Source organism: Streptomyces sp. NPDC046557 (assembly GCF_040645975.1).
In the GTDB taxonomy this organism is placed as follows: domain Bacteria; phylum Actinomycetota; class Actinomycetes; order Streptomycetales; family Streptomycetaceae; genus Streptomyces.
In genome coordinates this window covers 39,818-66,296 of the sequence record NZ_JBEYZH010000004.1, presented here as the reverse complement: position 1 = coordinate 66,296, position 26,479 = coordinate 39,818, and the positions used below count along the sequence as shown (strand labels likewise).

At 70.9% G+C, this 26,479-nt stretch carries 29 protein-coding genes and 3 pseudogenes; 16 read left to right on the top strand and 16 right to left on the bottom strand.

Annotated elements, in window-relative coordinates:
* Positions 1-903 carry an SDR family oxidoreductase gene (locus ABZ934_RS11410; protein WP_361311559.1) on the bottom strand — a complete coding sequence of 301 codons (903 nt, stop codon included), beginning with the start codon at positions 901-903 and terminating at the stop codon, positions 1-3.
* 168 nt (positions 904-1,071) lie between these two features.
* On the opposite strand from ABZ934_RS11410, the pseudogene ABZ934_RS11405 reads away from it, so the two are divergent.
* Positions 1,072-1,299, top strand: a pseudogene (locus tag ABZ934_RS11405) (DUF2945 domain-containing protein).
* An 11-nt stretch (positions 1,300-1,310) separates the two neighbouring features.
* Here ABZ934_RS11405 and ABZ934_RS11400 read toward each other — a convergent pair.
* The 4 genes from ABZ934_RS11400 to ABZ934_RS11385 all read right to left on the bottom strand — a co-directional run bounded on the left by ABZ934_RS11400 (position 1,311) and on the right by ABZ934_RS11385 (position 3,797).
* On the bottom strand, positions 1,311-1,724 hold the full coding sequence (locus tag ABZ934_RS11400) for a hypothetical protein (protein ID WP_361311557.1): 414 nt from the start codon (positions 1,722-1,724) through the stop codon (positions 1,311-1,313).
* A gap of 151 nt (positions 1,725-1,875) precedes the next feature.
* Positions 1,876-2,223 carry a hypothetical protein gene (locus ABZ934_RS11395; RefSeq protein ID WP_361311554.1) on the bottom strand — a complete coding sequence of 116 codons (348 nt, stop codon included), beginning with the start codon at positions 2,221-2,223 and terminating at the stop codon, positions 1,876-1,878.
* Between the two features lie 59 nt (positions 2,224-2,282).
* Positions 2,283-3,572 (bottom strand): MFS transporter, encoded by a 1,290-nt coding sequence (locus ABZ934_RS11390; protein ID WP_361311551.1) that lies wholly within the window; start codon positions 3,570-3,572, stop codon positions 2,283-2,285.
* A gap of 102 nt (positions 3,573-3,674) precedes the next feature.
* Positions 3,675-3,797, bottom strand: coding sequence for a hypothetical protein (locus tag ABZ934_RS11385; protein ID WP_361311549.1), 123 nt, complete (start codon positions 3,795-3,797; stop codon positions 3,675-3,677).
* A gap of 86 nt (positions 3,798-3,883) precedes the next feature.
* Between ABZ934_RS11385 and ABZ934_RS11380 the strand changes: the two genes are divergently transcribed.
* Positions 3,884-4,501 (top strand): hypothetical protein, encoded by a 618-nt coding sequence (locus tag ABZ934_RS11380; protein WP_361311547.1) that lies wholly within the window; start codon positions 3,884-3,886, stop codon positions 4,499-4,501.
* A gap of 35 nt (positions 4,502-4,536) precedes the next feature.
* On the opposite strand, the pseudogene ABZ934_RS11375 reads toward ABZ934_RS11380, so the two are convergent.
* Together ABZ934_RS11375 and ABZ934_RS11370 are read right to left on the bottom strand one after the other, a co-directional pair.
* Positions 4,537-4,770 (bottom strand): annotated as a pseudogene (locus ABZ934_RS11375) (restriction endonuclease); the annotation flags it as partial.
* 62 nt (positions 4,771-4,832) lie between these two features.
* Entirely contained in the window at positions 4,833-5,405 is a 573-nt protein-coding gene (locus ABZ934_RS11370) for a TetR family transcriptional regulator (protein WP_361311544.1), read from the bottom strand.
* 84 nt (positions 5,406-5,489) lie between these two features.
* On the opposite strand from ABZ934_RS11370, the gene ABZ934_RS11365 reads away from it, so the two are divergent.
* From ABZ934_RS11365 to ABZ934_RS11350, 4 genes are all read left to right on the top strand, one after another.
* A complete protein-coding gene (locus ABZ934_RS11365; RefSeq protein WP_361311541.1) occupies positions 5,490-6,113 on the top strand; it encodes an FAD-dependent oxidoreductase in 624 nt (207 codons plus the stop codon).
* Entirely contained in the window at positions 6,110-6,709 is a 600-nt protein-coding gene (locus tag ABZ934_RS11360) for an FAD-dependent monooxygenase (protein WP_361311538.1), read from the top strand. The genes ABZ934_RS11365 and ABZ934_RS11360 overlap by 4 nt, the downstream gene beginning before the upstream one ends.
* Before the next feature lie 203 nt (positions 6,710-6,912).
* Positions 6,913-7,299: a beta-ketoacyl synthase N-terminal-like domain-containing protein gene (locus ABZ934_RS11355; protein WP_361311535.1), complete on the top strand. Its 387-nt coding sequence runs from the start codon at positions 6,913-6,915 to the stop codon at positions 7,297-7,299.
* Entirely contained in the window at positions 7,265-8,038 is a 774-nt protein-coding gene (locus ABZ934_RS11350; RefSeq protein ID WP_361311532.1) for an AAA family ATPase, read from the top strand. Before ABZ934_RS11355 ends, ABZ934_RS11350 begins: the two co-directional genes overlap by 35 nt.
* Positions 8,039-8,180: 142 nt before the next feature.
* Here ABZ934_RS11350 and ABZ934_RS11345 read toward each other — a convergent pair whose 3' ends face one another.
* Positions 8,181-8,648 (bottom strand): hypothetical protein, encoded by a 468-nt coding sequence (locus ABZ934_RS11345; RefSeq protein ID WP_361311530.1) that lies wholly within the window; start codon positions 8,646-8,648, stop codon positions 8,181-8,183.
* Positions 8,649-8,828: 180 nt separating this feature from the next.
* On the opposite strand from ABZ934_RS11345, the gene ABZ934_RS11340 reads away from it, so the two are divergent.
* Both ABZ934_RS11340 and ABZ934_RS11335 read left to right on the top strand, forming a co-directional pair.
* Positions 8,829-9,506, top strand: coding sequence for a transcriptional regulator (locus ABZ934_RS11340; protein ID WP_361311527.1), 678 nt, complete (start codon positions 8,829-8,831; stop codon positions 9,504-9,506).
* A gap of 32 nt (positions 9,507-9,538) precedes the next feature.
* Positions 9,539-10,120, top strand: coding sequence for a DUF3291 domain-containing protein (locus tag ABZ934_RS11335; RefSeq protein WP_361311525.1), 582 nt, complete (start codon positions 9,539-9,541; stop codon positions 10,118-10,120).
* A 1,036-nt stretch (positions 10,121-11,156) separates the two neighbouring features.
* On the opposite strand, the gene ABZ934_RS11330 is transcribed toward ABZ934_RS11335, so the two are convergent.
* Positions 11,157-11,606, bottom strand: a complete 450-nt coding sequence (locus ABZ934_RS11330; RefSeq protein ID WP_361311522.1) for a hypothetical protein — start codon at positions 11,604-11,606, stop codon at positions 11,157-11,159.
* Positions 11,607-11,837: 231 nt separating this feature from the next.
* On the opposite strand from ABZ934_RS11330, the gene ABZ934_RS11325 reads away from it, so the two are divergent.
* The 4 genes from ABZ934_RS11325 (at position 11,838) to ABZ934_RS11310 (ending at position 15,444) form a co-directional block, all read left to right on the top strand.
* Positions 11,838-12,482: an Hsp20/alpha crystallin family protein gene (locus ABZ934_RS11325; RefSeq protein WP_361311520.1), complete on the top strand. Its 645-nt coding sequence runs from the start codon at positions 11,838-11,840 to the stop codon at positions 12,480-12,482.
* Between the two features lie 122 nt (positions 12,483-12,604).
* Positions 12,605-12,994 (top strand): GNAT family protein, encoded by a 390-nt coding sequence (locus ABZ934_RS11320; protein ID WP_361311518.1) that lies wholly within the window; start codon positions 12,605-12,607, stop codon positions 12,992-12,994.
* A 156-nt stretch (positions 12,995-13,150) separates the two neighbouring features.
* Complete coding sequence (locus tag ABZ934_RS11315; protein ID WP_361312182.1) at positions 13,151-13,630, top strand: flavodoxin family protein; 480 nt, start codon at positions 13,151-13,153, stop codon at positions 13,628-13,630.
* Positions 13,631-13,944: 314 nt separating this feature from the next.
* The gene (locus tag ABZ934_RS11310; protein ID WP_361311516.1) at positions 13,945-15,444 is read left to right on the top strand and encodes a protein kinase; all 1,500 of its coding nucleotides are present in this window, start codon (positions 13,945-13,947) and stop codon (positions 15,442-15,444) included.
* Positions 15,445-15,469: 25 nt separating this feature from the next.
* On the opposite strand, the pseudogene ABZ934_RS11305 reads toward ABZ934_RS11310, so the two are convergent.
* The 6 genes and pseudogenes from ABZ934_RS11305 to ABZ934_RS11280 form a co-directional block, all read right to left on the bottom strand.
* A pseudogene (locus ABZ934_RS11305) lies at positions 15,470-15,724 on the bottom strand (DUF4188 domain-containing protein); the annotation flags it as partial.
* A gap of 384 nt (positions 15,725-16,108) precedes the next feature.
* On the bottom strand, positions 16,109-16,549 hold the full coding sequence (locus ABZ934_RS11300) for a glutaredoxin domain-containing protein (protein ID WP_361311513.1): 441 nt from the start codon (positions 16,547-16,549) through the stop codon (positions 16,109-16,111).
* A 96-nt stretch (positions 16,550-16,645) separates the two neighbouring features.
* A complete protein-coding gene (locus ABZ934_RS11295) occupies positions 16,646-17,449 on the bottom strand; it encodes a methyltransferase domain-containing protein (RefSeq protein WP_361312180.1) in 804 nt (267 codons plus the stop codon).
* 310 nt (positions 17,450-17,759) lie between these two features.
* Complete coding sequence (locus tag ABZ934_RS11290; RefSeq protein WP_361311511.1) at positions 17,760-18,191, bottom strand: GNAT family N-acetyltransferase; 432 nt, start codon at positions 18,189-18,191, stop codon at positions 17,760-17,762.
* Positions 18,192-18,725: 534 nt separating this feature from the next.
* Positions 18,726-19,124, bottom strand: coding sequence for a DUF3618 domain-containing protein (locus tag ABZ934_RS11285; RefSeq protein ID WP_361311508.1), 399 nt, complete (start codon positions 19,122-19,124; stop codon positions 18,726-18,728).
* On the bottom strand, positions 19,121-19,534 hold the full coding sequence (locus tag ABZ934_RS11280; protein WP_361311505.1) for a phage holin family protein: 414 nt from the start codon (positions 19,532-19,534) through the stop codon (positions 19,121-19,123). The genes ABZ934_RS11285 and ABZ934_RS11280 overlap by 4 nt, the downstream gene beginning before the upstream one ends.
* Before the next feature lie 1,135 nt (positions 19,535-20,669).
* Between ABZ934_RS11280 and ABZ934_RS11275 the strand changes: the two genes are divergently transcribed.
* From ABZ934_RS11275 to ABZ934_RS11260, 4 genes are read left to right on the top strand one after another with little or no spacing between them, the layout of a single operon-like run.
* Positions 20,670-22,145 carry an FAD binding domain-containing protein gene (locus ABZ934_RS11275; RefSeq protein WP_361311502.1) on the top strand — a complete coding sequence of 492 codons (1,476 nt, stop codon included), beginning with the start codon at positions 20,670-20,672 and terminating at the stop codon, positions 22,143-22,145.
* Positions 22,142-24,526, top strand: a complete 2,385-nt coding sequence (gene xdhB, locus ABZ934_RS11270; protein ID WP_361311499.1) for a xanthine dehydrogenase molybdopterin binding subunit — start codon at positions 22,142-22,144, stop codon at positions 24,524-24,526. Before ABZ934_RS11275 ends, xdhB begins: the two co-directional genes overlap by 4 nt.
* 1 nt (position 24,527) lies before the next feature.
* Positions 24,528-25,337, top strand: a complete 810-nt coding sequence (gene xdhC, locus ABZ934_RS11265) for a xanthine dehydrogenase accessory protein XdhC (RefSeq protein ID WP_361312178.1) — start codon at positions 24,528-24,530, stop codon at positions 25,335-25,337.
* Between the two features lie 35 nt (positions 25,338-25,372).
* The gene (locus ABZ934_RS11260; protein ID WP_361311496.1) at positions 25,373-25,720 is read left to right on the top strand and encodes a hypothetical protein; all 348 of its coding nucleotides are present in this window, start codon (positions 25,373-25,375) and stop codon (positions 25,718-25,720) included.
* A gap of 39 nt (positions 25,721-25,759) precedes the next feature.
* Here the strand turns inward: ABZ934_RS11260 and ABZ934_RS11255 are convergent, their stop codons facing one another.
* The gene (locus ABZ934_RS11255; RefSeq protein WP_361311493.1) at positions 25,760-26,380 is read right to left on the bottom strand and encodes an NAD(P)H-dependent oxidoreductase; all 621 of its coding nucleotides are present in this window, start codon (positions 26,378-26,380) and stop codon (positions 25,760-25,762) included.
* Between the last annotated feature and the right edge of the window lie 99 nt (positions 26,381-26,479).

Genomic DNA, 26,479 nt, shown 5'->3' with positions numbered 1-26,479 from the left:
TCAGTCGGCCTGTGGGCGCGCGGGCCGGGTTACGGCGGAGTCCGCCCGACCGCCGGCCCCGAGGAGGCCCGTCGACTGGAGGGCGCTCCGCCGCTGGAGGCGCGGGAGTTCCCGCTTCGAGAGGAAGGTGACCACCGGCGGCATCGCGGCGCGGACGGGCTGGGTGGCCCGGAGCCAGGCCGGGGCGTACACGGCCGCGCTGCGCCGCTCGACGGCCCGCACCATACGGTCGGCCACCGTCTTGACCGGATAGACCTTCCTGGCGGGTCGCGGCATGTGTGCCCGCAGCTCGCGCAGGACGGGATGGTCGTCCGCGTCGCGGATCATGTCGGTGTCGGTCCAGTTGAGATATGCGATGCCCACGTCGACGCCCTCGTGGGCGACCTCCGCCCGCAACGAGTGGGCGAACGACTCCACACCGGCCTTCGAGGCGCAGTAGGCGCTCATCATGGGCGCCGCCCCGATCGAGGCCAGCGAGGCGATCTGCAGGTAGTAGCCGCGGCAGGCGCGCAGGTCGGGCAGGAAGACGCGGGCGGTGGCGGCGCTCCCGATGAGGTTCACCTCGATCACCCGGCGCCAGAGCGAGGGGTCGGACTCGGCGAAGGGGCCGCCCTCGGCCACCCCGGCGTTCGCGATCACGATGGAGGGGGGCCCCAGGCTGTCCCGTACGGCGGCGGCCACCCGGCGCATCCCGTCGTCGTCGGTCACGTCGACCTCCCAGCACCGCGCCACTCCGGGGATCGAATCCCGGACCTCGGCGAGGGTCGACTCCTCCCGGCCGAGGAGGGCGACCGCGGCTCCCCGTCGGGCGAGTTCCCGCGCCAGCGCCGCGCCCAGTCCGCGGGCGGCGCCGGTCACGACGGCAGTGCGGTCTTGCAGAGGACGTACAGAGCCTGTCGTCACGTGGTCCTCCTCGCTACGGAAGGTGCCCCCGCCGGCGCCTCGCACCGCGTGGGCCCGGCGAGTCGTTCTCTCACCATAGGCACCGGATCCGACGCCTGCCGGTCCACCTGCGCGCGGATGAATCCGATAGAAGGCGCATCCAATCGGATGAAAGAAGAGGACACCGCCATGACCAAGGACGACAAGCTCGGTTAGGGCGACCGGGTCACCTGGAACGGCCACGGCACGACCGTGTCGGGCGAGGTGAAGAAGAAGATCACCAAGCGGACGAAGCCGGCAGGCCGCATCGTCGACGCCTCGAAGGACGAGCCGCAGTACGAGGTGGAAAGCGACGCGTCCGGCCGTAGGGCCGTCCACAAGCCGCAATCGCTGCGCAAACGCGGCAACGGCGCGTGAGGGGCCGAGCTTCACGCCTCCGGCGCGCGGCGTCCGTCCCGCGTCACGAAGGTGATCAAGGCGGAGAGCGCGAAGGTCACCACCAGCGTCGTCACCATGATGAGGCCGACGCCGATCACGAACAGGCCGCTGGAGTCGTCGGACCAGTCGTACCAGGCGGCGGCGGTCAGACCGGCCGTGGTGCCGAACACGGCGATCGGGGTGTGCCGCCGGGATGCCGCCCAGCACACCGGCCCCACCAGGGTCACCACGAGCCCGATCACCTGCCAGGCCTCATAGGGGCCGGTCACCGACCCGTCGGGGTGCACGTCGCGACGCTGGTCCCAGCCCAGCCAGGCGCCCCATGCCGCAACCGGCGCGAGAAGCAGGAAGAGGAAAGCGAAGGGGAAGTGTACGGGGGTGGATTTCCACGGTCTCGGGCGCATGGCCCCAGCGTCCCTGCCCCGGCCGGCGCCCGGGAAGCGCTCGCGTACTCACCTCGTCTTGAGTACCCGGGCCCCCCGCGGTGCGGGGGAGGGCGCCGGGCGATGTCCGTTCACCCGGGCGGTCCGCCGCCTCTCATGCCACTCACGCTGCTCACGCCGGTCCCGGGTCCCGGTCGCTGCGGCCGAGATCCGGATCGGACACCGGATCGGACACCGGATCGGACACCGCGAAGGTCCCGTCCACGTAGCGCACCACCAGCTCCCGCTCCCCGCCCGAAGCGGCCTCCGCCGCACGCCGCAGCTCCACCCGACGCGCCCCGCTGTACCCGCCGCTGCGCCAGTAGGGATGCGCGCTGATCCGGCACGACAGCCGGATCAGCTCCCGCCGCAGCCCGGCTCCGCCCCCGCTCCCGTCGGGCCGGAGGGCGAGCAGATTGTACGTACGGGTCCACCTTTGCTGGAGCTGGATGAGGTCATCGGGGAAGGGGAGGGACTTCATCCACTTATTCAATCAGGTGTTCGAATATCTGCGCGAGCCGCCACATCGGACGGTCATGGTCAGGCGGCGGGCTTCCCCGCCGCGTCCGGGGTGACTGCGGGCGCGGCGTCGGTACGCAGCAGCCATGCCATGGCCAGTCCCACCATGACGAGCAACGCCCCGTCGACGGCCAGACCCGTGCCGGCGCTGACCGAGGCGATGAGGATGCCGCCGAGCAAGGTTCCCAGCGGGCCGAACGTGCTGGTGAGGGCGACGTAGTAGGCGCCGGCCTCCTTGAGATGCCGTTCGGGAAGATGCTGCTGCATCACGGTGCTGATGATCGCCGGGAACGGGGCGTAGATCAGGCCGCCGACCAGCATGGCCGCCCAGGCCACGGCCAGGTGCGTCGGGACGGCCACGACGACGGTCACGGCCCCCCAGGCCGCCGCGATCAACGCCGCGTACCGCCCGTGGGCCGATGAGCGGCGGGCGCCGACGAGCAGGTTCCCCAGGACGGCGCCGATGCCGAATGCCGCCCACAGGCCGCCGAGCACGGATTCCGCGCTCCGGCCGCCCGCGCGCTCCTGTGCGATCAACGGCAGGCCGACGACGAACGGCCCGTAGAGGAGGAGGAAGAGCGCCGCCAGGACGAACAGGCCCAGGACGTCCGGATGGTCGCGGAGCCCACCACCCAGGAGGCGGCGGCGTCGGGGTCCCTCCCCGACCCGCGCCCGCGCGTGCGTCTCTCCCTGCGGCTCCTGTGGTTCGTGCGGCCCGCCGGGCAGGGTCAGGAGCAGGGCCGAGTAGAAAAGGAAGCTCAGGGCGTCGATGCCGAGGACGAGCCCGGCGTCGGTGAGGGAGATCAGCAGGCCGGCGAGCGCCGGTCCCACCATCGACGCGCCCTGTACGGCGTTCGCGAGCAGGGTGTTCGCCGTGAACAGCATCTGGGGCTCGACCAGTTCCCGGGTCATCGCCCGCGCACCGGCCCCGGCCAGGGGGCGGGTGAGAGAAGCCAGGCCGAGCAGGATCAAGTAGCCCGCCAAGTCGAGCCCGTCGAACAGTGCGAGCAGGGCCGCCGCGCCCAGGACACCACCGCGCCAGCCGCTGTCGATCAGCAGGAGGGTGCGGGAGCGTACCCGCGCGATGCGGCGCGCGGCCGGCATGCTGGTGGCGATGCCCGGGACCAGGTACGCCGCGCTCGCGAGGGCGATGGCGATCGGTTTGGTGTCTCCGTGCGCCAGCCGCATGGCGAACACCACGACGGTGACCTCGCTCATCGCGTCCCCGAAGCCGGACAAGCTCTCACCGAGGAAGTACCGGCGGAACAGTCGACCCGAGAGGACCCGCCTGTAGGCGGTGAATGTGCTCACGCGTGCTTCCTCGGCGGTCATGTACCTGATCATGCCGTGAGGCGACGTCAGATCGTCCGGGGGCCCGTCGACGAGGCGTCGCGCGCCTGGCGGGGCGGTCCGTCAGCCCTCGCGGTGGGAGAGCGGTTCGGAGCCCGAGGTGACGGCGATGTAGGCCGGCCCGTCGTACTCCTCGGCCGGGACGGTGGGGCGTAGGTTCCTGCGGTAGGTCCGTCGTGGCACCACGGCGCCGAACCCCATTGGTTGTGGCACCGGCCGAAATCGGCCTGCGATTCACCGAGGTGCCTTCACATCGGCCGGAGGGGTCAAGCATGATGGAAGTCGGTCAGTTCGAGGTCCGCCGCCGGTTCGAGCTCCGCTACGAGCAGCGGTTCAAGTGCTGGCTGCGGAAGGTCGACAGCGAGCTCGCCTTTCTTCCGGGGCCCGAAGGCCGGTCGATCGACTGGATCCGGGATCTCTATCGTGAGCACGGTGAGCTGCCGGCGAGCCGCTTCGCCCTCCTGGCCTTCGACCGCAAGGCGCGGACCACGTCGGGCGCCTTGAAGTGCGTAGCGGATGCCGCGGGAACCGCCACGCGACTCGACATCCCCACCACGCCGGAATTCCTGCCCCCCAGTGCGGATTTGCCCATGGGTAACGTGGCCGTCGCGGGATCGGCCATTCAGTCGTTCGATCGCCAAGGAGTGTGGGCGGAAGTCGCCGACGCCGTTCAGACGTACGTCGCCGACCGCCACGTCACGGTGTGGCCGCTCTGTCGCACTCATGGCCTGGGCCTTCATGCCGTCGTCCGCGGAGGCGAGGCCATCTGGTGGTGCAACGGGTGGGGTCACCTCGACTGCGCCATCTCGCCGCGCACCACCCAGGGCAAGGGCCGCGGCGGAAAATGGCCGCAAGCGCGGCCGCCCGAGCCCGGCCCGGCTCACCGGTGACGAACGGGCGGGCGCGGGCCGAGTTCGGCGCGCCTTCAGGGGCCGGTCTGCTTGCCGGCAGGAGGGAGCGCACGTAAGAGGTCCCACAGGGGGCGGGCGCCGCCGGCCCATTCGGCGAGCAGGTGGCGGTCGACCAGGTGGAGCCGTTGGGACTTCGCGAACTGGACGGCGTTGGCGGTGATGCGCCCGTTGGTCAGCATGACCAGGACATCGCCGTGGTGGACCTGCCTGCCGGTGCCGTTGAGGACGTGGAGGTCGGGGGTGCCGACGGGCCAGCCGTAGGAACTCACACTCGACATGCGGCAGTTCGTCGCGACGTACCGCGTACCGACTAGCTGTGCAGGGCGGCGTCGAGCATTCGGCCGGCGACCGCCGTGAGTTCCGCCAGGTCGGGCGCCGGTCGGGTGCGGGCCATCGCGCCGGCGAGACGGTCGAAGAGTACGCCTTCGGTCCAGGCGACCAGCAGCTCGGCGGACTCGTGGGGCCTGGCGGCGCCCAGCGCCGCGAGCACGGCGGTCGCACGGGCGCGGGACGCCAGGCCGGCCCGATGGAAGGCAGACTCCAACTCCGCTGTGCGCGCGGCCTCAAGGCTGAGCTCGTAGCGGGCTAGTTGGCGTTCGCGGCCCGCGGTCAGCCAGCGGTGGAGCGTTGCCCCGAGGCGGGCTGCGGCTTCGTCCCGAGAGACCGGCTGCGCCGGCTCGATGTCATCCAGGTCGAGTTCCTCGATGCGGGCGTAGCAGGCGCCGATCAGCGCCGTACGCGTACGGAAGTAGTACGAGGTGCTGCCGGCGGGCAGCGCCGCCGCGGTGTCGATCGCGCGATGTGTGAGTCCTCGCAGGCCGGCCGCGGCCACGGTGGCGATCGCCGTGTCCGCGATGAGGGTGCGTCGGTCGGAAGTGGACATGTCCTCACTCTATAGCTGTAGAGTGAGGAAACCCTCTACATTCGTAGAGGGTGCGATGCTCGAACGGATCGGATGAGGTGTCCCATGGCGAGTCGGCACGCGGTTGTGGTCGGGGCCGGAATCGGCGGCCTCACGGCCGCCGTCGCACTGCACCGCCGGGGCTGGCGGGTCACTGTCTGCGAACGGGCCTCCGAGCCGCGCAGCACCGGCGCCGGCATCGGCCTCGCGCCCAACGCGCTGCGCGCATTCGACGCAATCGGCGTGGACGCGGCCCACGCCGCCGGCAGCGGCGTACCCACGACGATGGGCGTACGCCGTCCCGACGGCCAGTGGCTCACCCGGACCGACACCGCCGACATGGCGGCCCGCTACGGAATGCCGCCGATCGCCGTCCCCCGCCAAGCCCTCACCGCCGCCTTGGCCGCCGCCCTGCCGCCGGAGGCGCTCTGCTACGGCGTCGCGGTGACCGCCGTCGACGACGCCGGCCGCCCGGTCATCCGTACGGCAACGGGCCCGGATCGTATGGCAACCGGACCGGCCCGCACGGCGAGCGGCCCGGACCTTCCCGCCGATCTGGTCGTCGCCGCCGACGGAATCCACAGCCCCTTGCGGCGCGCGTACTTCCCGCCCACCCCGGTCTGCACTACATCGGGGAGACCGCCTGGCGGACCATCGTCGACGCCCCGGACCTGCACATATCCACCATGAGCGAGACGTTGGGGCGGGGCGAGCGGTTCGGCGTGACCCCGCTGTCCGACGGCCGGTTGTACCTCTACGCCACCGCGGTCGTCCCGGCCGACACAGGGTCGGTCGACCCCCGCGCCGAACTCCGCCGTCGCTTCGGTTCGTGGCACGACCCGATCCCGGCGCTGTTGGACCGCGTCGACCGCCTCGACCCCGCCGACATCCTCCGCAACGACCTCTACGATCTGGCCGCCCCGCTGCCACGCCTGCATCACGGCCGGATCGCCTGGCTCGGCGATGCCGCCCACGCCATGGCGCCCAATCTCGGCCAGGGCGGCTGCCAGGCCATCGAGGACGCCGTGGTCCTCGCCCACCTCCTGCCGGCGGGGGACGGCGCGGACGGCTCGGATCGCATCCCGGCCGCCCTCGCCGCCTACACCGCCGCCCGCCGCGACCGCACTGACGCCGTGCGCGTCCGGGCCCGCCGCGTCGGCCGCCTGGGCGCCCTCCGCAACCCGCTCGCGGTGGCGGCCCGCGACCTCGCGGTCCGCGCCACCCCGGCCCGTTTCGCCCTACGCGGCATGGACGACCTGTTCGACGGCTTCCGCCTCCCCGGTTAACGGGAGCGGGCGACTGCCGCCCTGCCGGCGTCGTAGCGCCATGGCGTCCACCGGAAGCGGTCCGACCGGTCCGACCGGTCCGACCGGTCCGACCGGTCCGGCTGACCTCGGTGCGAAGGGTGGCGCGCGGACGCCGGCGCCTGCGCGTCCGGAGCCGAAGCCCTCGCCATGGGCCAGGACCTGATCCGCGCCGGCGGGCCGACGTGGTGGTCGCCGGCGGCGTCGAGGCGTGCCTGCACCCCTTCACGCTTGCGGCCTTCGCCCAGGTGAAGGTGTTGTCCGCGGCGTCCGAGAACCCGGAGGCGGTGTCCCGCCCGTTCGACGTGGCGCGGTCCGGCTTCGTCATTGGCGAGGGCGCGGGAGTCATGGTGCTGGAACGTGCCGGGTTCGCCGAAGCGCGCAAGGCGCGGACCTACGGGTCGTTGGCCAGCAGTGCGGTGACCTCCGGCGCCCACTACATCACCGCCTCCGATGCCGGCGGTCAGGTGTTGATCTCCTGCGGTGCGGTGCGGTGCGGTGCGGTGCGGCAGGGCGGGGGGGGCGGGGCGGGGGGAGATGGTCCTGCCCCGTTGGACAGAGGGCTCACGTAATGTCGACGTACTCCCAGACCTCGTAGCGGACGGCCTATCACCTGTGAGCACGCACCCGAGCACCGAGCACGCGTCGGAACCCCGACCGGGCTGTCGGTCGCCCGCGGACCGGCTCGGGGGCCCGTGGGCGAGCGGTCACATATCCCCACGCGGAATCGTCGACCTCCGAGGGCCGGCCGGTCGGGATGTCCGGCTCTCCTACCCGTGCGACGCGGCGGTTGTGGTCGCCGGACTTCCCGGCAGCGGGAAAAGCACGTTGCTCCGCGCGTGGTCCCCTACCGCCACAGTGGTCGATCCCCGCGTCACCCGCACCGCCTGCGAAGCGCGCATGCCGACGTGGCTTCCCTACTCGGCCTACCGGCCGTGGGCGCGGCTGGAGCACATGCACCGGACGCGTGGAGAACTACGGGGCCACCACCGCCCTGTGCTCATCCACGACTGTGGCAGCAGGGGCTGGATGCGGCGCTGGCTCGCGCATACGGCTCGCCGGGCGGGGCGCCCGCTGCACATGGTCATGCTGGACGTCGGCCCCGAAGAGGCGCTGTCGGGTCAGTACGCCCGTCGTCGGCTGGCGTCGCGCCGTGTTTTCCACCTCCACCAAAGGGGTCTGACGAGACTGCTGTCGCGAGTCGAACGCCAAGGGTTGAGCAGGCTCCCGGGCGTCACTTCCCTGGTTCTGCTCGATCGTGGCCAGCGGGACCGCGTGACAGAGATACGGTTCGGGCTGCCTCATGGGTGAGGCGAACGATGCGGCTCACCCCTTGCGTGGAGGCGGAGACGGAGACGGGCTGAGCCGGCCGGGGTTCACCCGCCCGCCCGCCCGCCCGGCCGGAGCGTGCCGGTTGTTCAAGGACGGTCTCGCCGGCTGGACATGACCCGGGTCATATCGCCAGGCCGGTGGGCGCGGACCGCCTGGCCGTGGTCAGGGCGCGGATGGCGATGTGCTGGGAGTAGGCGAGCAGGCCGATGGTGATCGCGCTCATGACGACGGCGAAAAGGGCGTGGCCGAAGGTGGAAGTGATCGTCAGTCCCAAGGCCTTGAGGGCGAAGTGACTGCCGACGCGCAGAGCGATGAGCCCGAAGGCGATCTTGCGGGTTTCCTTTCCGCGCCACAATGCCTTGGCCAGACCGATGCGCTTGCGCATCAACGTCAGGGAAACGGTGATGTTCACAGCCAGGGCCACCAGAAGCACGGGCCATGCCGAGGGGAACGCCTGGAGTATGTCGAACGCGGCCGCGAGCACGCCTTCGAAGGCGAAGAACCAGATCGGCAGCCGGTAGTCGGCGGGTGCCAGGGCGCTGATGTCGATCGGTTCGGCCGGTGCGTTCTTTTTGCCGAGGATGTTCATGGTCGTTGTCCCCCGTGGTCGTGTTGTGATCGTCAGTTTGCCCGGGGGAGAGCCGCGGTCGGCAGGGTCTCGGGTCACGTGTGCCATATGACAGCTGTCATGGCAGGTGTCGAAGTGCTGGTGGTTCGGGCTCTCCTTCCGCCCTCTATCTCGAACCTGTGTTGTTCTTAGAATGGCGGTGTGGAAGACATCGAAGCGATCGCGGCGTTGCAGGATCCGGTGCGGCGCCGTCTGTACGAGTACGTCGTGAGGCAGGGCCACGAGGTCGGCCGTAACGAGGCCGCGGAGGCGGCCGGGGTGGCCCGTACGCTCGCTGCACACCATCTGGACAGGCTGGTCGAGGCCGGACTGCTGGAGACCGGCAGCCGCCGATTGACGGGCCGCTCGGGGCCGGGGGCGGGGCGTCCCGCCAAGGTCTACACGCGGACCGGGACCGAGTGGGCGGTGTCGCTGCCCGCGCGTGACTACCGCACAGCCGCCGATCTGCTCGCCGAGGCCGCGGAGCAGGCCGGGCTGGACGCCACGCTCTGCGCGGCCGCGCGCCGCCGGGGCGAGGCGCTGCGCGGCTCGGCGGCACCCTGCACCGGCCTCGAAGAAGCCGTGGAGATCCTGGCTGCCCGGGGCTACGAACCGCACATCGAAGACGGCGAGGAGACGGCCGGGGCGGACGCGCGCGTCGTCCGCATGCGCAACTGCCCCTTCCACGCTGTCGCCGAGCGCTTCCCGCCACTCGTCTGCGGCATGAACTTGGCGCTGCTGGAAGGGCTGTTCGGCGCGGACGGCCCCGTACACGCCCGCATGGACGCCCGACCGGGGGAGTGTTGTGTGGTGGTGAGTTCTAAAAACAATTCTCATTGACATAGAAAACCGGGTCGTGTTGGGATATGGCCATGACCGCATCCGACGCGCCTTCAGTCCCCTTCGCGCACCTCGCCCAGCTCAACGTCGCCACGCTCCGACACCCCCTCGACGACCCGCGCATGGCGTCGTTCGTCGAGATGCTCGAACCGGTCAACGCCGTCGCCGACGGCACGCCCGGCTTCGTCTGGCGGCTCGTGGACGAGGGCGCGGCCGACGCCACGGAGCTGCGCCCGGCGGGTGAGGACGTCATCGTGAACCTGACGGTCTGGGAGACGCGGGAGGCGCTGTGGGACTTCACCTACCGCAGCGGGCACTTGGAGGTGATGCGGCGGCGTCGCGAATGGTTCGAGCGGCACATCGAGGCACACTTGGTGCTCTGGTGGGTTCCCGCCGGCCGCCTTCCGACCGTCGGCGAAGCCCTGGAGCGGTTGGCGGACCTGCGGGCGAACGGGCCGTCCCCCCGCGCGTTCACCTTCACCTCCTCCTACCCAGCCGCCGAGGCCGCGCAATATCTCCGGACCCAAGAGCTCCGGACTGTGCCGCAGGCGCACCCCGAACCCTCCGCCGGGGGCGCGCGGCCGATGCCGACCGGGGGCCCGGCGGCGCTATAGGAAGGGGTCCTGGTCGAACCGGCGGAGAGAATCGGCTTCGGCGACCCGCTGAACCAGGCATTGACGATGGATGCCTTGCCTCGCACCGGGCCGGGCGCTCGCGCCTGAGCCGCGGAGTGGGGATGGCTCATCAACCCCTGGGCAGAGGGCGGTCGTTTCGCATACGTGGCATCGCGTACTCTCCATTCGCAGACGCAGACGCAGACGCAGACGCAGACGCAGACGCAGGGAACGGGTCCGGGAACCCGGGGCCGGACCTGGGCCGCCGACCGGCCCCCCGGGTCGAGTGCCCCTGAAGACGCGCCGCTCGCAGATCAGGCGCGGGCCGCCTCACCCGGCGGGTCACTCATTGGTGGCATGTCCGCGAGCCGGCGCCCGATCGCCGCCAAGGGTCGGACACAGTGAGGGAATGCGCTGCCGGTTCCTGCCTCTTGTACTCACCGCACTGCTGACCGTCTCCGGCTGTGTGACGATCAACGGCACTGATGGCAAACCGGCCGGGGTCAGCGTCGCGCCCAGTGTCTCTGTCCCGCACGCAGCCGCGGACGTCCCGTTCGGCGCGTGGCCACTCGGGGAGTTGCCGCCGGAACCCGCCCCGGCACCGTCCCTCGCGAGTGGTGGGGACAGCGAGCCGACAGGTCCGATCCGGCCGGATCCGGGTCGGGCCCGCGACGGTGCCGAATGGGACGGCGGCGACCAGGCAGGTCGGCACCACCGTGCCGACCCGGGCAACCAGCGCTCCCGCACACAGGTCCCGCCCTCGAAACCCAGACACAGGGAGCAGCACCGGTCTCGCCCGGCGCCCGCCCCGAGCGCCCGATCCGCCGCCGGGCGCATCGAGATGGCGGAGCTGTGCAGGGCGTCCCAGGGGGTCACCAACCCGTCGATCACCGGCCTCTGTCGCGGTACGTACGGGCGCTAGCCGTATCGGGCCGACGACGACCAACACGGCCTCGAAGCCACCTACGCGGCGCCGCACGGCAGTTAACAGGATCAGGTGTTCCCGGCCTCAAGCGCCGGCCCGCACCCGCCCCCGTTACTGCCCCGGCTCGGCGCGCCGGAGGCGGGAGACGCCGCGCTCGTGTCCGGCCGTGCCCTTCCGGATGCTCTGCGCCCGGTCCATCTGTCCCCAGCCGGCGCCGCTCGCCGCGTTCACCTCTTCCCGCACGTCCCGGAGGCCGTAGTGGGCGAACAACTCTTCCTCCTCGGCGACGGTCAGGACGCTCCCGCAATCCAGCGCCGCACACGGAGCCTGCTCGATCAAGGACACGGAATACGGGAGGACCAGGTGTTGCTCCTTCAGCGAAGCCTGCCGCAGCGGAACGAACACGCCGCCCAGCCCCGACGAGCGGTCGACGATCCGTGCCCATTCCGGCCTGCCGGTGGTGTCGTCCACCAGGACGTACTCCACCCCGCCGAGTCGTTGACCCTGCTCCGTCTCGGCCGCACAGGTGGCCAGTGCCGACAACTGCTCCTGAGTGATCACCGCTGCTCCTCGCCTGCCTGCCGTGCCCCTGTCGCTCACCCGCCTACCCAGGCGTCGCCGGCTGAAAAGGGCGGTCGGGGCCCCGTGCCGGTCTCCTCCGCCGGTCGCTCCGCCCGTCCTGGCTCGCCAGATTCGCGCATATTGAGTGGTTTAGTTCCAGGTGGTGCGGTTAGTCACCTCTATACCGGGGGCGGCGCGGCCGTCCCCGGACCACGACGGGAGGTGAAAACAATGGCACTGCCGATCCGACGACACGGAAGCGGTCCGGGTGCAGTGCTGAGGGGCCTGGACCCGTTCACGGACTTCGAGCGCATGTGGGACCAGATGGGCCGGTTCCTGGAACATGCTGCCGCGCCCACCGCGAGCAGCGCGGCCTGGCTGCCGATGGCCGAGGAGAACGAGAACGACAGCTCCTACACGGTCAAGCTGGAGCTCCCCGGCTACCCGGCCGAGAACATCGACATCGAGGTCGAAGGCGACCAGCTCGTCATCAGCGGCGAGCTGTCCGAGGAACACCACGGGAAGGTCCTCACGCGCAGGCAGGGCAGCTTCATGTACCGCACCAGCCTGCCGGCCGGGGTCGACCCCGAGCACTGCGACGCCGATCTCGACAGCGGTGTCCTCATCCTGACCATCCCCAAGGCGACTCGGCAGCAGCCACGCCGCAAGATCGAGATCGGGCATGGGCGGCACTCCATGGAAGGAAAGAGCCCGACCGAGCTCGCGGGGGAGAGGGCGATGACTCCTGCCGAAGAGCACAACGCCTTCGTGGCGGGCGGCGCGGACGATGCCACCCGAGGTGAGCGCCGCGGCGGGGCCCCTGACGGCACCGCTCCCGGCGGATCCCGGCCCGAGCCCCGGCCCCCGGGCACCTGACGACCCGGCGCCCCGCCCGGAGAAGACTGACCGGGCGGGCGCGGCGCGGAGTCCGTCGGGAATAACGGGAGGACGACGGGAGACGCGGCCGGACACAATGCGGCGATGGTTGATCACGTCACGTGCCCGCGCTGATGCCGATGTTCCGGGACGCGGAGGCAAGGCGGCTGACCGGCAGCCACGGCGGCGGCGAGCCCGACGAAGCGCGGATCCGCACCTGGTACGACACTCGCGGGAACCAGGACGACAGGCTGGACCTTGCCGTGGTCGAGCCGTCGACGGGGAACGTCGTCGGCGAGCGGTTCTCGGCGCGCGGTTCTCCACGGTCTGCACGGATCTCGTTGGAGGTCTACGCCTTCAACCCGCGGGCTCGTCGCGTCCACGAGAAGGTGGGGTTCGTCGCCGAGGGCGTGCTGCGCGATGCGCTGCTCCGGGACGGCGAGCGGGTGGAGGCGGTGGTGATGTCGATCCTGGCGCCGGAACGGCTCGTGCACCGCGGCCATCCCGGGTAACGGGAAGCCGCCGGTTCCACAACCACCGGCACACCGGCCCCCTGATACATGCCACGTGAGGCAGGTCACAGCGGGGAACTGTCACGTTCCGTCGGCTCCGACGGGTCTGAGTGGTGGCAGGCGCAGACACCCGAGGAGGACCCGACCGTGGAAACCATGAAGAACATCATCGTGTGCACCTCCGTCTCGCACGGCAACACGCGTCGTATCGCCGACGCCATGGCCGGGGTACTGAGGGCGAAGGTCGTCACCCCCGAGGAAGCCGACCCTGCCGAGGCGGCGGACGCCGGCCTCGTAGGATTCGGCTCGGGCGTCTTCTACGGCAAGCTCCACCCCCGGTTGACCGGCTTCGTCAAGGCCTTGCCCCCGAGGCGGGGGCGGGCGTTCGTGTTCGCCACCAGTGGACTTCCCGAGCTACCGTCGGCGCCCTTCAGCCGCCCCCTGGTTCGCCTCCTCGTAGCCAAGGGCTACGAGGTGGACGGCACCTTCTCGTGTCGGGCGTTCGATACCTGGGCGCCGTTCAAGCTGGTCGGCGGCATTCACAAAGAGCGGCCGAACGGCGGGGACCTGAGCGCCGCGCGGGACTTCGCCGAGCGCGTCATGAAGGCCGCCGCGACCGCGCGCCAGCGCCAGTAGACCTCCCGCCGGACCCTTACGGGGGTAGGGGCCGGCGGGACCCCTTTCGGCGGCCTCGGTCGGGGCGCTCCTGACCCAAATGGCGGCTCATGCGGCGCGGGACGGCGGGGCGCCGATTTGAGGACGGTCGCGGCTGCCTCGGGCGCCAGTAGGTCGGCGGCCCGGGGCTTCCTCACGCGCCGTCCGCTCATGACGGCGCCCCGCACGGCCCGTTCGTAGGCGGGCAGCCGTCTCGCGCCGTCCGCGTGAGACTGCGTAGGCCGTTGCCTGTGGGGTAAGCGCGGTGTACTGCCGGCGAATCGAGGAGGTCCCACATGTCGGCGCGCCCGAGTCCGGCCCCCACGGAGCAGATCCCCCTCGGCTCACTGCTGGGCGGCCGCTACCGGATTCGAGCCCTCATAGGCTCCGGTGGGACCGCGGACGTCTTCCGGGGCGTCGACCAAGTCCTGGGGCGCGAAGTGGCGGTCAAACTCTTCCGCCCCGGAGCGGACACCGTCACCGCCGACCGTTTCTGCGACGAGGCGCTGACCCTGGCCCGGCTGTCGCACCGCGCCCTCGTCACCGTGTATGACGTCGGGCGCCATGGGCACGAGGCGTACATGGTGACGGAGTTGATACCCGGCATCACCTTGCGCACTCGCATCGATGCCGGCCCCCTGAGCCCCGTACGCGTCATCCGGCTCGGCGCCGAGATCGCTTCCGCGCTCGACCACGTCCACGCCCACGGCATCATCCACCGGGACATCAAACCGTCCAACGTCCTGCTCGGCGACGACGCCTCACCCTTCCTGGCCGACTTCGGGCTCGCCCGGGCCGTCGACGACCATTCCCGTAGCGAACCGGACACGCTCGTCGGCACCCTCGCCTACATGGCCCCCGAGCAACTGCGCGGCCAAGGGGCGGGCATGGCGAGCGACGTCTACGCCCTGGGGCTGACGTTGTTGGAAGCGCTCACCGGCGTCCGCGAGTACGTGGGAACACCCGCCGAGGTGGGGGTAGCCCCGCTGCTGCGTTCTCCCGAGGTCCCCGACCTGTTGCCCGACGGTCTGGGGCGGTTGCTGAAGGCGATGACCGACCAAGACCCGCAGGCACGCCCCGACGCCGCCCGGATCCACCTGACGCTACGGAGCCTCGGCGCGGCGCGAAACCCGCGCCCGGTTCCGACGCCGGCATCGACGTCGGAACCGACACCGGCTCCTGCCGTCGTTCCGGCGGATCCGGCGTCAGACACGCACCGCGCACCTGTTCCGCTCGACGGCGAGGACGGCGACGGCGGCGGCCACGCCCGTGCCCCGGGTGTCCCATGGGGCGAGAAGCCGCGAGCCGGTCGCCGTACAGCGGCTGTCGCCGTGATGGCCGCGAGTGTGGTCGGCGCGTCCGTGCTCCTGGTTGGGGCGACCGCGTCTTCCCTCGCGCCGCCGGGCAGCCGACCGGCGACCCCCGAGGCGGCCGCGCGTCGGTCCCCCACGTCCACCACCCCCGGCCCGTCCACCACCCCCGGCCCGTCCACGGCTCCCGGCTCGTCGACGCCCACCGGGCCCTCCGCGACCCCCGCCGCACCCGTGGCCATGACCTTGGGCACCCCGGTGCTACGCACTGACGCCACTGACGCCACCGCCGACGAGGCCCCCGGCGCGCCCCGCCCCGCGGCCCACGGCCCCGCGGCCCACGGCCCGGCGGCCAAGGCCAAGGACAAGGAGCGCCAACCCGACACCGACGGGAAGGCCGGCAACGACGGAAGGGCCGGCAACGACGGAAGGGCCGGCAACGACGGGAAGAAGGAAGCCAAGGAGAAGAAGAAGCCGTCGGGGTGAGCGTCCATCCGGGCATGCCACTGCACTAGCCGGCGAGCCGCTCCGCGGCCCGCTCACCCCGTCGCCCGACCGGCACCACGCCGTGCGCCCCTTTGCCGAGCCCCGTCGGCGGCATGGCGTGGTAGATCGCTTCGTACGAACCCGCCGGCACGATGTAGGTCTCGTGCCAGATACCGACGCTGCCGGCACCGTTGCGCACGCGGCGATTGAACGCCGCCCACGCGGGGCGGTGCTCCCCGTCCTGGGCCGAGGCGTAGGCGAGCAACTTCTCGCGTGACTCCGAGCGTGTAGGTGCGCGGCCCGGACGAGTACCCCTGGAACCCCAGCAGCCCCCTGCCCTCCTCGCGCGAAAGCATCCCGTCGTGACCCGCTCCTGTATCGGTGCCGTACCCATGCCGCGCCCCCATGCCCGTCCGGTTGGATAGCGTCGCTATCCATGGTTCTCGCCGTACGCGGCCTGGGTGGTGGAGACCCGGTCGCCGGGTGCGTGGTGGAGGAACAACCAACGGCCGCCGGACAGATCGAGGCGGCGGTCGCGCTGACCGTGCTGTACGAACCGGTGCTGCTCAGCCTTGCGCAGGCTGGCGCACGGCCAGGAATCGGCCCGGCGGTTCGGAGGCTGCTGAGTTCTGTCGGGGACGTGGTACGGAGGGGGGCCGGCCTTTCACAGGGAACGGGCGAGCTGCTCGCGTACCCAAGCGGGATCGGGGTTGACGTGCGGCCGACCCGCCACGACGACGGTCGGTACGGTCTCGTTGCCGTCGTTCGCCGCCCTCACCACCGCCGCGCCGGCCGGGTCACGCCAGATGTCGACCCAGTGCAACCGGCGAGCACTGCGGCCCAACCGGATGCGCAGTCGGAGGCAGAACTGACACCCCGACCGCCAGTAGACGACGGGCCGGCCGTCGGCCGCGCTGCGCCGTTGTGCCTCCTCCGCACCGATCGACCGCGGGAAGATCAGTGGCGAGTTCACCCCTGCGAGCAATACGAACCCCACCAGCAGCGCTGTGGCCGCCCCGGGGCTGCCTTCCCCGACGACCAGTCCGATCGCCGGGACTGAACCGCAGAGCAGGAGCAGCATCGGCAGCATCCAGGCGCGCATCATGTGACAAGGCTACCGACGGGCCGAATCTCGACCGAGGGTAGGACCACCCGCCGGACGGCTGCGCACGGCTACGGACGGCATGGACGGCTACGACGACTACGGACGGCGTCCCCAGGCGGAGATCATCGGGGCGGTGGCCAGGTCGAGGCCTCCGGCGGCGACGTTGGCCAGATGGCGGTCGATCTCCTCGTCGGTGGCGAGCCCTTCCGCCACCAGACGACGGCGGATCTGCCGCACGGTCGCGGCTTCGAGGACGGCGCATGCCGGCGAGGTGATCGGGAAATACGCATCGGCCCGAACGTCCTCCAGACCCGCCTCGCGAAGCAGCCTGGGCAGGGTTCGCCCGTAAGTCAGATCCGCCCCACGTGCCGCCATCAACGCGCGGAAGCCGGAGCGCACCCGGTTGGCGAGCCGCTGGTCGGGACCCGACTCGTCCGGACACAAAAGCGGTTGCAACCCCGGGTCGGCGTCCTCCAAGAGCAGCCGACCGCCGGGTCGCAGCGCCTGGACCATCCGGCGCAGCGCCTCGGCGCGGTCGGTGACGTGGACCAGGACCAGTCGGGCGTGGACGAGGTCGAAGCCGCCGGGCGGCGGAGGATCGGCGGCCACGTCGTGACGCAGCACCTCGATCTCGCCACCGGCGATGTCCCGGGTCCAGGAAACGTCGATGTCGGTGGCGATCACCGTTCCCGTAGGGCCGACGCGCTCGGCCAGCCCGAGGGGTACGGACGGGCCACCGGCACCGACCTCCCAGCACCGCATGCCGGCGGTGATCCCGAGCTCGTCGACATGCCGGAACGTCACAGGGTCGAACAACTCGCTGAGGGCGCCGAACCGGATTCCGGCCTCGGACTGCCGATTGTCCAGCAGGTAACCGTGATCCGTGTCGTCCTCAGCCATATGAGCCATGGGGCGATTCTGACAGAGAGGCGGTCAAGCCCCTGATGACCGGCGCCCGCCGCCCGGCGGCCGGAGGAACCCCGCGATCAGTCGGTTCGTTGTCGTAGGGGTGGCGGTGGGCAGCGCGTAGTGGGTCAGGTGCGGGAGCGTCTCGATCCGGGCGTCGGTACGGCCCGCGTCGCCGAGGATGTCGCGACGGCGCCCTACGGGCCGCGACCACCCCGACCGACGCACCGTAGCCTCAGGCCCTCCCGCCGGAACGGACAGGTGTGGAATCCGGCTGCCGGGTCCGCTCAGCTGCCGTGAGGGCTCACTGCTCGCCGAGCGCCATCCATTTCTCCGGCGTTTCCAGCGATGCGAAACCGACCTTGGCGTAGACCGCGTGGGCGTCCGCGGTGGCCAGCATGATGCGGCGCAGTCCGTAGGGGGCGAGATGGTCCCTGGTGGCGGCGGCCAGGGCGGTGCCCAGGCCCTTGCCGCGTACGCCGGGATCGATGTAGACGTCGCAGAGCCAGGCGAAGGTGGAAAGGTCCGTGACCACCCGGGCATAGCCGAGTTGAGCACCCGAAGCGCTCTCGTACAGACCGAAGTTGAGCGACTGGGCGATGGCCAGGTCCTGCTTCTCCCGAGGTCGGCCGAGGGCCCAGTACGCGTCCTGGGAGAGCCAGCGGTGGATCAGCTCGCGATCAAGCCGCTCGGGGTCGGTGGAGATTTCGTATCCGTCCGGAAGCGCGCTGTTCATGGCCGTATCCAAGCAGTCGTATGACCTCCGGGCCAGAGGTTTTCGGCGAGGCCGTCGGACCCTGTCGGGCCAGGAAACGCTCGACGGCCTCGCCGGCACGGGCATTCGAGGCCGCGGCGTCCGCCAGCGCCCGTGCCAGGGCGCCGATCCACTCGTCCAGGGCCACCGCGCGCCGCGAGAGGACGTGCCCCGCACCTCGTGGCAGATCTCCCCGACCGCCCGGCCCCGTCCATCAGCAGCGAGAACCGCCCTTCCCCCAGCGTGACGTCCAATTCGGCGACCGATCCCTCGCGCCCGGCCGGCCGCCCAGGCTCGGCCACCGCGCGGCCCAATGCCGGCCTGCCCGCCATACATCGACTTCACCGACTGCGCGTACGAGGAGGTCCAGAGAGGAGGGACCGCGCCGCGCGCGCCGTCCGTGACCGACCACGCGCGGGATCGGAACGGTCCGCCCCACGGGAGCGATCCGGCCGCCGCCAGGGGGCCTGTCGCGCCGATCGGCGGCGGTGTCGGCCGCCGCCGTCTCGGGTGCCTCTACCGGCGGCGCCGGCCGCGACGGAGGAGCAGGATCACGATCAGGGCCGCACCGGCCGCCACCGCGGGCGCGCGGTTCGTCCGTACCGTGCGAGCGGCGCTCTGGCCGACCTGCGTCGCGGTGTCGAGAACGGGGGCGGGTGTCTTGTCCTTCGCCACGTCCCTCACCAGGCAGGCGGCTTGCTCCGCCTTCGCGCGGATCCGTCGGGAGAGCAGAGCGGCCTTCTCCGCGGCCTGCTCCTTCACCGCCGCAGTCTTCTCCTTGGCCTGTGCCCTGACATCGGCTTTGGCGGCCAACGCCTCGACGGTCTGACCGAGATCGTCACGCGTGTGCCGGATGTCCTCGCGCAGTTCCTCGGGCGTGGGCGTGCCGAGGTGGGTACGGGGGTCGTCGGTCATCGCTGGGCCCTCTCCTTGATCTCGGCCACGTCGGCCTTGACGCTGTCGATGGTCTGCTCGGGCGTCGGCGCGCCGGCCTTCGCGATCTGCTTCTTACCTGACATCGCCGCCCATGCGGCCATCGCTCCCAGCACCGCCGTGACGATGAGGGCCGCGGCCCACACCGGCAGCACCAACGCGAGAGCCGCGATACACGTCGCCACCAGCGCCTGGGCGGCCAAGACGCCGATCAGGCCGGCCGCCCCGAAGAGACCGCCGCCCTTGCCGAAGCGTTTGCCCTTCTGCGTCATTTCAACCCGCGCGAGCCGCATCTCCTCGCGGACCAACTCCGAGATCTGTTGGGAGGCGCGCGAGACCAGCACGCTCACCGAGTCGTCGGTGGCGTGGGCCTGCCGCTCTGCCGTGGTCATGGTGAGGTCACCGTGCCTTCCTTCCTGGGGCTTTGACGGGGCGACAGCCGGCAGCCGTGCGACGTCAGCCGCCCTGTTGGTGCGCGGCTACCCGCCAACCGCCCGATCACCCCTCCCGCGGCGGGTTTTGCCGCGTCACCGCGATCGCCTCTGGGCAGGGGAACGACTCGGGGGTCTCGCCCAGGGGCGAGGGCCACCCCGGGTGCCTATCCGCAGGGACGGACGCTGCAAACAACATGAGGCAGCGGATCACCCGTTCCCTGGCGCGCGCCGTGGCGTCCGAAAGCCCACCGTCGCCGAACGGGACGCCGCCGTCGGCCGGATCACCGTGACCGATGACACGGACCGGAGGACCCGTTGCACGTCTGGGTCGCCGGAGCTGAGACGGGGGAGTTCACCGAATGGACGTCAGCGCCCTCAGCACCACCCTCAGCACCCTCGTACTGGCTCTGCGCGACGGCTGGGCGTCTGGGCATTCGACTGATGCTCGACGATGCCGGCATGGGACCCGGCGACGGCCCGGTCGCGATTTGGGCGGAACGTCGCCCCCCACCCTCCGTATCGGCCCGACGGTGCCGGCTGTGTGACCGGGGGGTGTCGGACCCACGGCCGGACGGTGTCGATCCCGTGACCAGGTTGTGAACGGCACCACGGGAACCAGGTCGCACAGCGACCGCGCATTTACCCTGTGTACCACCACCGACGCGCCCCTTTGTGTGATCAGCCAAGTCTTTGGGCGGCGACTGGTCGCTTTGTCGCAGATTCCTGTCCAGGGCTAATGGTGGCTGCCGTTCCGCTTGACCGATGGGGCTGCCGCACCGTAATTTCGAGCGAACCGACCCGTGAGCTGTCGAAAGGAGGCGAAGTCGGATGTCGACCATCTCCGACCTGCATCGCCTCGCTCAGACGGCCGCCTGGGTTCCGGGTCGTGTAGCGCACGGCTGCTGATCAGCCCCTCTCCGGCGTGCCCGATCGTGGGCCCCGGCGTCTTCCGCTCTCTTTCATCTCGCCTGTGGCACGTATTCTCCGTGCTCATTTGTGCTCTGGGTTCTCGAGCTGCGCCACCGAAAAAGAAAGCTCCTGAAATGGCGACTAGGATAAACAGATTGATCGCGCACCGAAATGAGGTTGCGCAATGGTAGCAGCGCGGATCACGGTCAACGGAAAAGAAACACCGATTTCACCCGACGCGCCCCACACCACGGTGCTGGACTTCCTGCGCGAGCGTGGCCTCACCGGCACCAAGGAGGGCTGTGCCGAGGGTGAATGTGGCGCCTGTTCGGTCCTGGTCGCCCGTCCGGGGGTGAACAAGCCCACCGACTGGGTGGCGGTCAACGCCTGCCTGGTCCCGGCCGCGGCACTCGACGGCCAGGAGATCATCACCTCGGAAGGTCTCGCCACCGCCGGCGAGCCCGGCACCGCGCCCACCCTGCACCCGGTGCAGGAGGAGATGGCGGTCCGTGGCGGCTCCCAGTGCGGCTATTGCACTCCGGGGTTCATCTGCAGCATGGCCTCCGAGTACTACCGGCCCGACCGCTGCGCGCACGCGGAATCGGCGGACGGCGCCGAAGCCGAATCCGATTCCGAGCACGGTCCCAACGGTTTCGACCTGCACTCGCTGAGCGGAAACCTGTGTCGTTGCACCGGTTACCGCCCGATTCGCGATGCCGCGTTCGCCGTCGGCGCGCCCACCGAGGACGACCCGCTGGCGCAGCGTCGCGAGCAGTCCCCGCCCGAACCGGTGGCCACGGAGTACACCCAGGACGACCGCACGTTCCTGCGGCCGAGCACCCTGGCCGACGCGCTGCGGCTGCTGCGCGAGCGGCCCGACGCGGTCGTCGTCGCGGGCAGCACCGACTGGGGCGTGGAGGTGAACATCCGCTCCCGCCGGGCCGATTACGTCGTCGCCGTCGACCGGCTGCCCGAACTGCGGGAGCTGCGCGTCGAGTCCGACCACGTCCTCATCGGGGCCGCGCAGACGCTCACCGAGATCGAGCGCCGTCTCGACGGCAGCGTCCCGCTACTGGCAGAGCTGTTCCCGCAGTTCGCGTCCCGGCTCATCCGCAACAGCGCCACCCTCGGCGGCAACCTCGGTACCGGCTCTCCCATCGGTGACAGCCCGCCGGTGCTGCTCGCGCTGGAGGCGTCGCTGATCCTCGCCGACGCCGACGGTGAGCGCGAGGTCCCGCTCGCGGACTACTTCACCGGCTACCGGCAGAGCGTCCGCCGTCCCGGTGAACTGATCCGCGCCGTGCGCATCCCGCTGCCGCTGTCGCCGGTCACGGCCTTCCACAAGATCGCCAAGCGGCGCTTCGACGACATCTCCAGCGTGGCGGTCGCCTTCGCGCTCGACATCGAGGACGGGATCGTCCGCAAGGCGCGCATCGGCCTGGGCGGCGTGGCCGCCACCCCGATCCGCGCTCTCGCCACCGAGGCGGCCCTGGAGGGCAAGCCCTGGAACGAGGAGACCGTCGAGGCAGCGGCCCAGGTGCTGCGCGCCCAGGGCACGCCGATGAGTGATCACCGCGCAAGTTCCGAGTACCGGGCCGCGATGCTCGGCAAGAGCCTGCTGAAGCTGCACGCAGAGACCACCGAGGCGGTGTCGTCATGAGCCATTTGTCCGAACGCCCCGAAAAGCCTGTCGTCGGCGTTTCCATGCCGCACGAGAGCGCCAACCTGCACGTCACCGGCACCGCGCTCTACACCGACGACCTGGTCCACCGCACCAAGGACGTACTGCACGCGTACCCGGTCCAGGTCATGAAGGCCCACGGCCGGATCACCGCACTGCGCACCGAGCCCGCGCTCGCCGTGCCTGGCGTGGTCCGCGTGCTGACCGGCGCCGACGTGCCCGGCGTGAACGACGCCGGTATCAAGCACGACGAACCGCTGTTCCCCGACGAGGTCATGTTCTACGGCCACGCGGTCGCCTGGGTGCTCGGCGAGACCCTGGAGGCCGCCCGGCTCGGTGCGGAGGCCGTCGAGGTGGAACTCGACGAACTGCCGTCCGTGATCACGCTGAAGGAGGCGATCGCGGCCGAGAGCTTCCACGGAGCCCGGCCCGTGATGCTGGCCGGCGACGTCGACGCGGGCTTCGCCGACTCCGCGCACGTGTTCACCGGCGAGTTCCAGTTCTCCGACCAGGAGCACTTCTACCTCGAGACGCACTGCGCGCTGGCCCACATCGACGAGGCCGAGCAGGTGTTCGTCCAGAGCAGCACCCAGCACCCCTCGGAGACGCAGGAGATCGTCGCGCACGTCCTCGGCCTGCACAGTCACGAGGTGACCGTGCAGTGCCTGCGGATGGGTGGCGGCTTCGGCGGCAAGGAGATGCAGCCGCACGGGTTCGCGGCGATCGCCGCGCTCGGCGCCAAGCTGACCGGCCGGCCGGTCCGGCTGCGGCTCAACCGCACGCAGGACCTGACCATGTCCGGCAAGCGGCACGGGTTCCACGCCACATGGAAGATCGGCTTCGACGACGAGGGCCGCATCCAGGCCCTCGACGCCACCCTGACCGCCGACGGCGGCTGGAGCCTGGACCTGTCCGAGCCGGTGACGGCCCGTGCGCTGTGCCACATCGACAACACGTACTGGATCCCCAACGCGCGCATCGCGGGCCGCATCGCCAAGACCAACAAGACCTCCAACACCGCCTTCCGCGGGTTCGGCGGACCCCAGGGCATGCTGGTGATCGAGGACATCCTCGGCCGTGTCGCGCCGCTGCTCGGCATGGACCCGATGGAGCTGCGGGAGCGCAACTTCTACCAGCGGGACCAGCACACGCCGTACGGGCAGCCGGTCACCCAGCCGGAGCGCATCTCCCTGGTCTGGAACCAGGTCAAGGAGAACGGCGGCCTCGCCGACCGCAAGCGCGAGATCGCGGCCTTCAACGCGGCGCACCCGCACACCAAGCGGGCGCTCGCGATCACGGGCATCAAGTTCGGCATCTCGTTCAACCTCACCGCCTTCAACCAGGGCGGCGCGTTGGTGCTGATCTACCGGGACGGCTCCGTCCTGATCAACCACGGCGGCACCGAGATGGGCCAGGGCCTGCACACCAAGATGATGCAGGTGGCCGCGACCACGCTGGGCATCCCGCTGCACAAGGTGCGGCTGGCCCCGACGCGTACCGACAAGGTGCCCAACACCTCTGCCACCGCCGCCAGTTCCGGAGCGGACCTCAACGGTGGGGCGATCAAGAACGCCTGTGAGCAACTGCGCGCGCGGCTGGTGCAGGTGGCCGCCTCCCAGCTCGGTGCCAACGGCTCGGACGTACGCATCGTCGAGGGCGTCGCGCGCGTCCTCGGCAGCGACAAAGAGCTGGCCTGGGACGACCTGGTGCGCACCGCGTACTTCCAGCGGGTCCAACTGTCGGCGGCCGGTTACTACCGGACCGAGGGGCTGCACTGGGACGCGAAGACGTTCCGGGGCTCGCCGTTCAAGTACTTCGCCCACGGAGCCGCCGCCGCCGAGGTGGAGGTGGACGGCTTCACCGGTAAGTACCGCATCCGGCGCGTCGACATCGTCCACGACGTCGGCGACAGCCTGTCCCCGATGATCGACATCGGTCAGGTCGAGGGCGGCTTCGTGCAGGGCGCCGGCTGGCTGACGCTCGAGGACATGCGGTGGGACACCGGTGACGGGCCCAACCGCGGTCGACTGCTGACCCAGGCCGCGAGCACCTACAAGCTGCCGAGCTTCTCGGAGATGCCCGAGGAGTTCAACGTCACGCTGATGGAGAACGCCACCGAAGAGGGCGCGGTGTACGGGTCCAAGGCGGTCGGTGAACCCCCGCTCATGCTGGCGTTCTCGGTGCGCGAGGCGTTGCGGCAGGCCGCCGCGGCCTTCGGACCGGCCGGGGTCAGCGTGGAACTCGCCGCTCCCGCGACGCCGGAAGCGGTGTACTGGGCGATCGAAGCGGCCCGCAAGGGCGAGGCGCAGGGCGAGGACGTCGAAATCCTCAGCTCCGCAAGCGCTTTGAGCAATGCCTGACATGACATGGGTGGCCGCGGTCGCGCGGTTGCGAGCACGCCGGGAACCCGGCGTGCTGGTGACCGTCGCGACCGTGCGCGGCCACGCGCCCCGCAGAGCCGGTGCCAAACTCGTCGTGGGACGCACCGAGACGTGGGGTTCCATCGGCGGCGGCAACATCGAGGCCGTCGCCATCGACCGGGGCCGCGAGTTGATCGGCAAGCCCGACGCCGAGCCGGAGCTGATGGAGTTCGCCCTCAACGACAAGGTCAGCAACCGACACGGCGTGCAGTGCTGCGGCGGAGCCGTCACCGTACTGCTCGAACCGTTGCCGATCGTCCCCACGGTGGCGATCTTCGGGGTCGGACACGTCGGGTTGGAGCTGGCACGCATCCTCGCCCGCCACAACCTCGATCTGTACCTGGTCGACACCCGCTCCGACATGCTCACCGACGAGCGTCTCGACGTGCTCGCGGACGCGGTGGCGCAGGTCCACGTGCGCCACGTACCGCTGCTTCCGGAGGAGGTGCTCGCGGAGCTGGCGCCCGGTACCCACGTCCTGATCATGACCCATGATCATGCCGAGGATGCCGCGCTGTGCGACGCCGCCTTGCGCACCCCCGACCTCGGCTCGATCGGACTGATCGGCTCGTCCGCCAAGTGGACGCGGTTCCGGCACCGCCTGGCCACCGAGGGCGGCCACGACGCCGCCACCATCGACCGGATCAAGACGCCGATCGGGATCCCCGAGATCACCGGCAAGGAACCCGCCACGATCGCGGTGAGCGTCGCGGCGGACCTGCTCCGGGCGGTGGAACAGGACCGCCACTGAGCGGTCTGTACGCGGCCGGGCACGGCGGTTGTCGGTTGACGGTTCGCCGACCACCGCCTGTCACGCTTCCCCGCATCGTCGCCGATCTCGCGGCGGGGCGGCCGACACGGGCGGTATGGAAGAACCGGCTCGGCAGCCTGGCCGGTGGGCGCCGGCTGCGTGGGCTCGGCTTCCGGCTGCTCGTGCCGGTGATCGCCATCGTGGAGACGTCCAGGCGTCTCGACGTCGAAGCGGCATCGCGGGCGCCGGTGGTCGGCACGACGTGGAGCCTCGTTCGTGCGGTGGCGGCCGCAGCCGTCGTCGTCCTGATCGCCCACACGGCGATCGGCGCATGGCCGCGCGGGGTCTCCCCGCGCGAACCGGGCTACGCCGTACCTCGTTGACCCGTGGCCTATCCACGTGGCGGCCCTTACCGAAACAAGTCAGCCGCCAAGCCCGGGAACGGCGATCGGGTCCAGCAGCGCGGCGGCTTGCCGGCGTGCCTGGTCCAGCCACCCCGTGCGCGTTGCGTCGTCCGAATCGGTGACCGTACGGAACACGACCCTCCGTACGTCGGCAGCTCCTACGTACGGCAGGACGCAAGCCGACCAGATGCTGTGCAGCGGGTCGCCGAACTCGCTCTCCTCCCGGTCCGCCGGAGTGTCCGAGGTGTTCAGGACAAGGGCCCGGCCTGCCTTCAGGAGCCCCACGGGTTCGCCCTCGGCGGTGCCCAGTTTGTAGGCGACGCCGGGGACGAGCACGCGCTGCACCCAACCGACCAGAACAGCGGGCGGCATGCCCCACCAGTTCGGGTGGACGAACACCATGGCGTCAAGGGTCGCCACCTCCTCCTGGTGGAGCGCCACCTGCGCGTCATGGGCCCGTGACGCCGACTGGACCGTCCCCGTCTCCGCGGCGGAGAGCTGCGGTGCGAATCCTTCGGCGTACAGGTCGTGCGCCAGCACCCGGCATCCTCGCCCGCGCAGTTCCTGCACGACCGCGTCGAACACGGCGTGGTTGAAACTCCCCGGCCGCGGGTGTGCGAGATATACCCCTACGCGCATGGTCCGTCCCCCGTCGATACGAGCCGTTCCTGGCGGATCCGCCACCGGCTGATCGTCAATTATCCGTGAGCCGGCGCGCACCACAGCCTCACGGGGGTG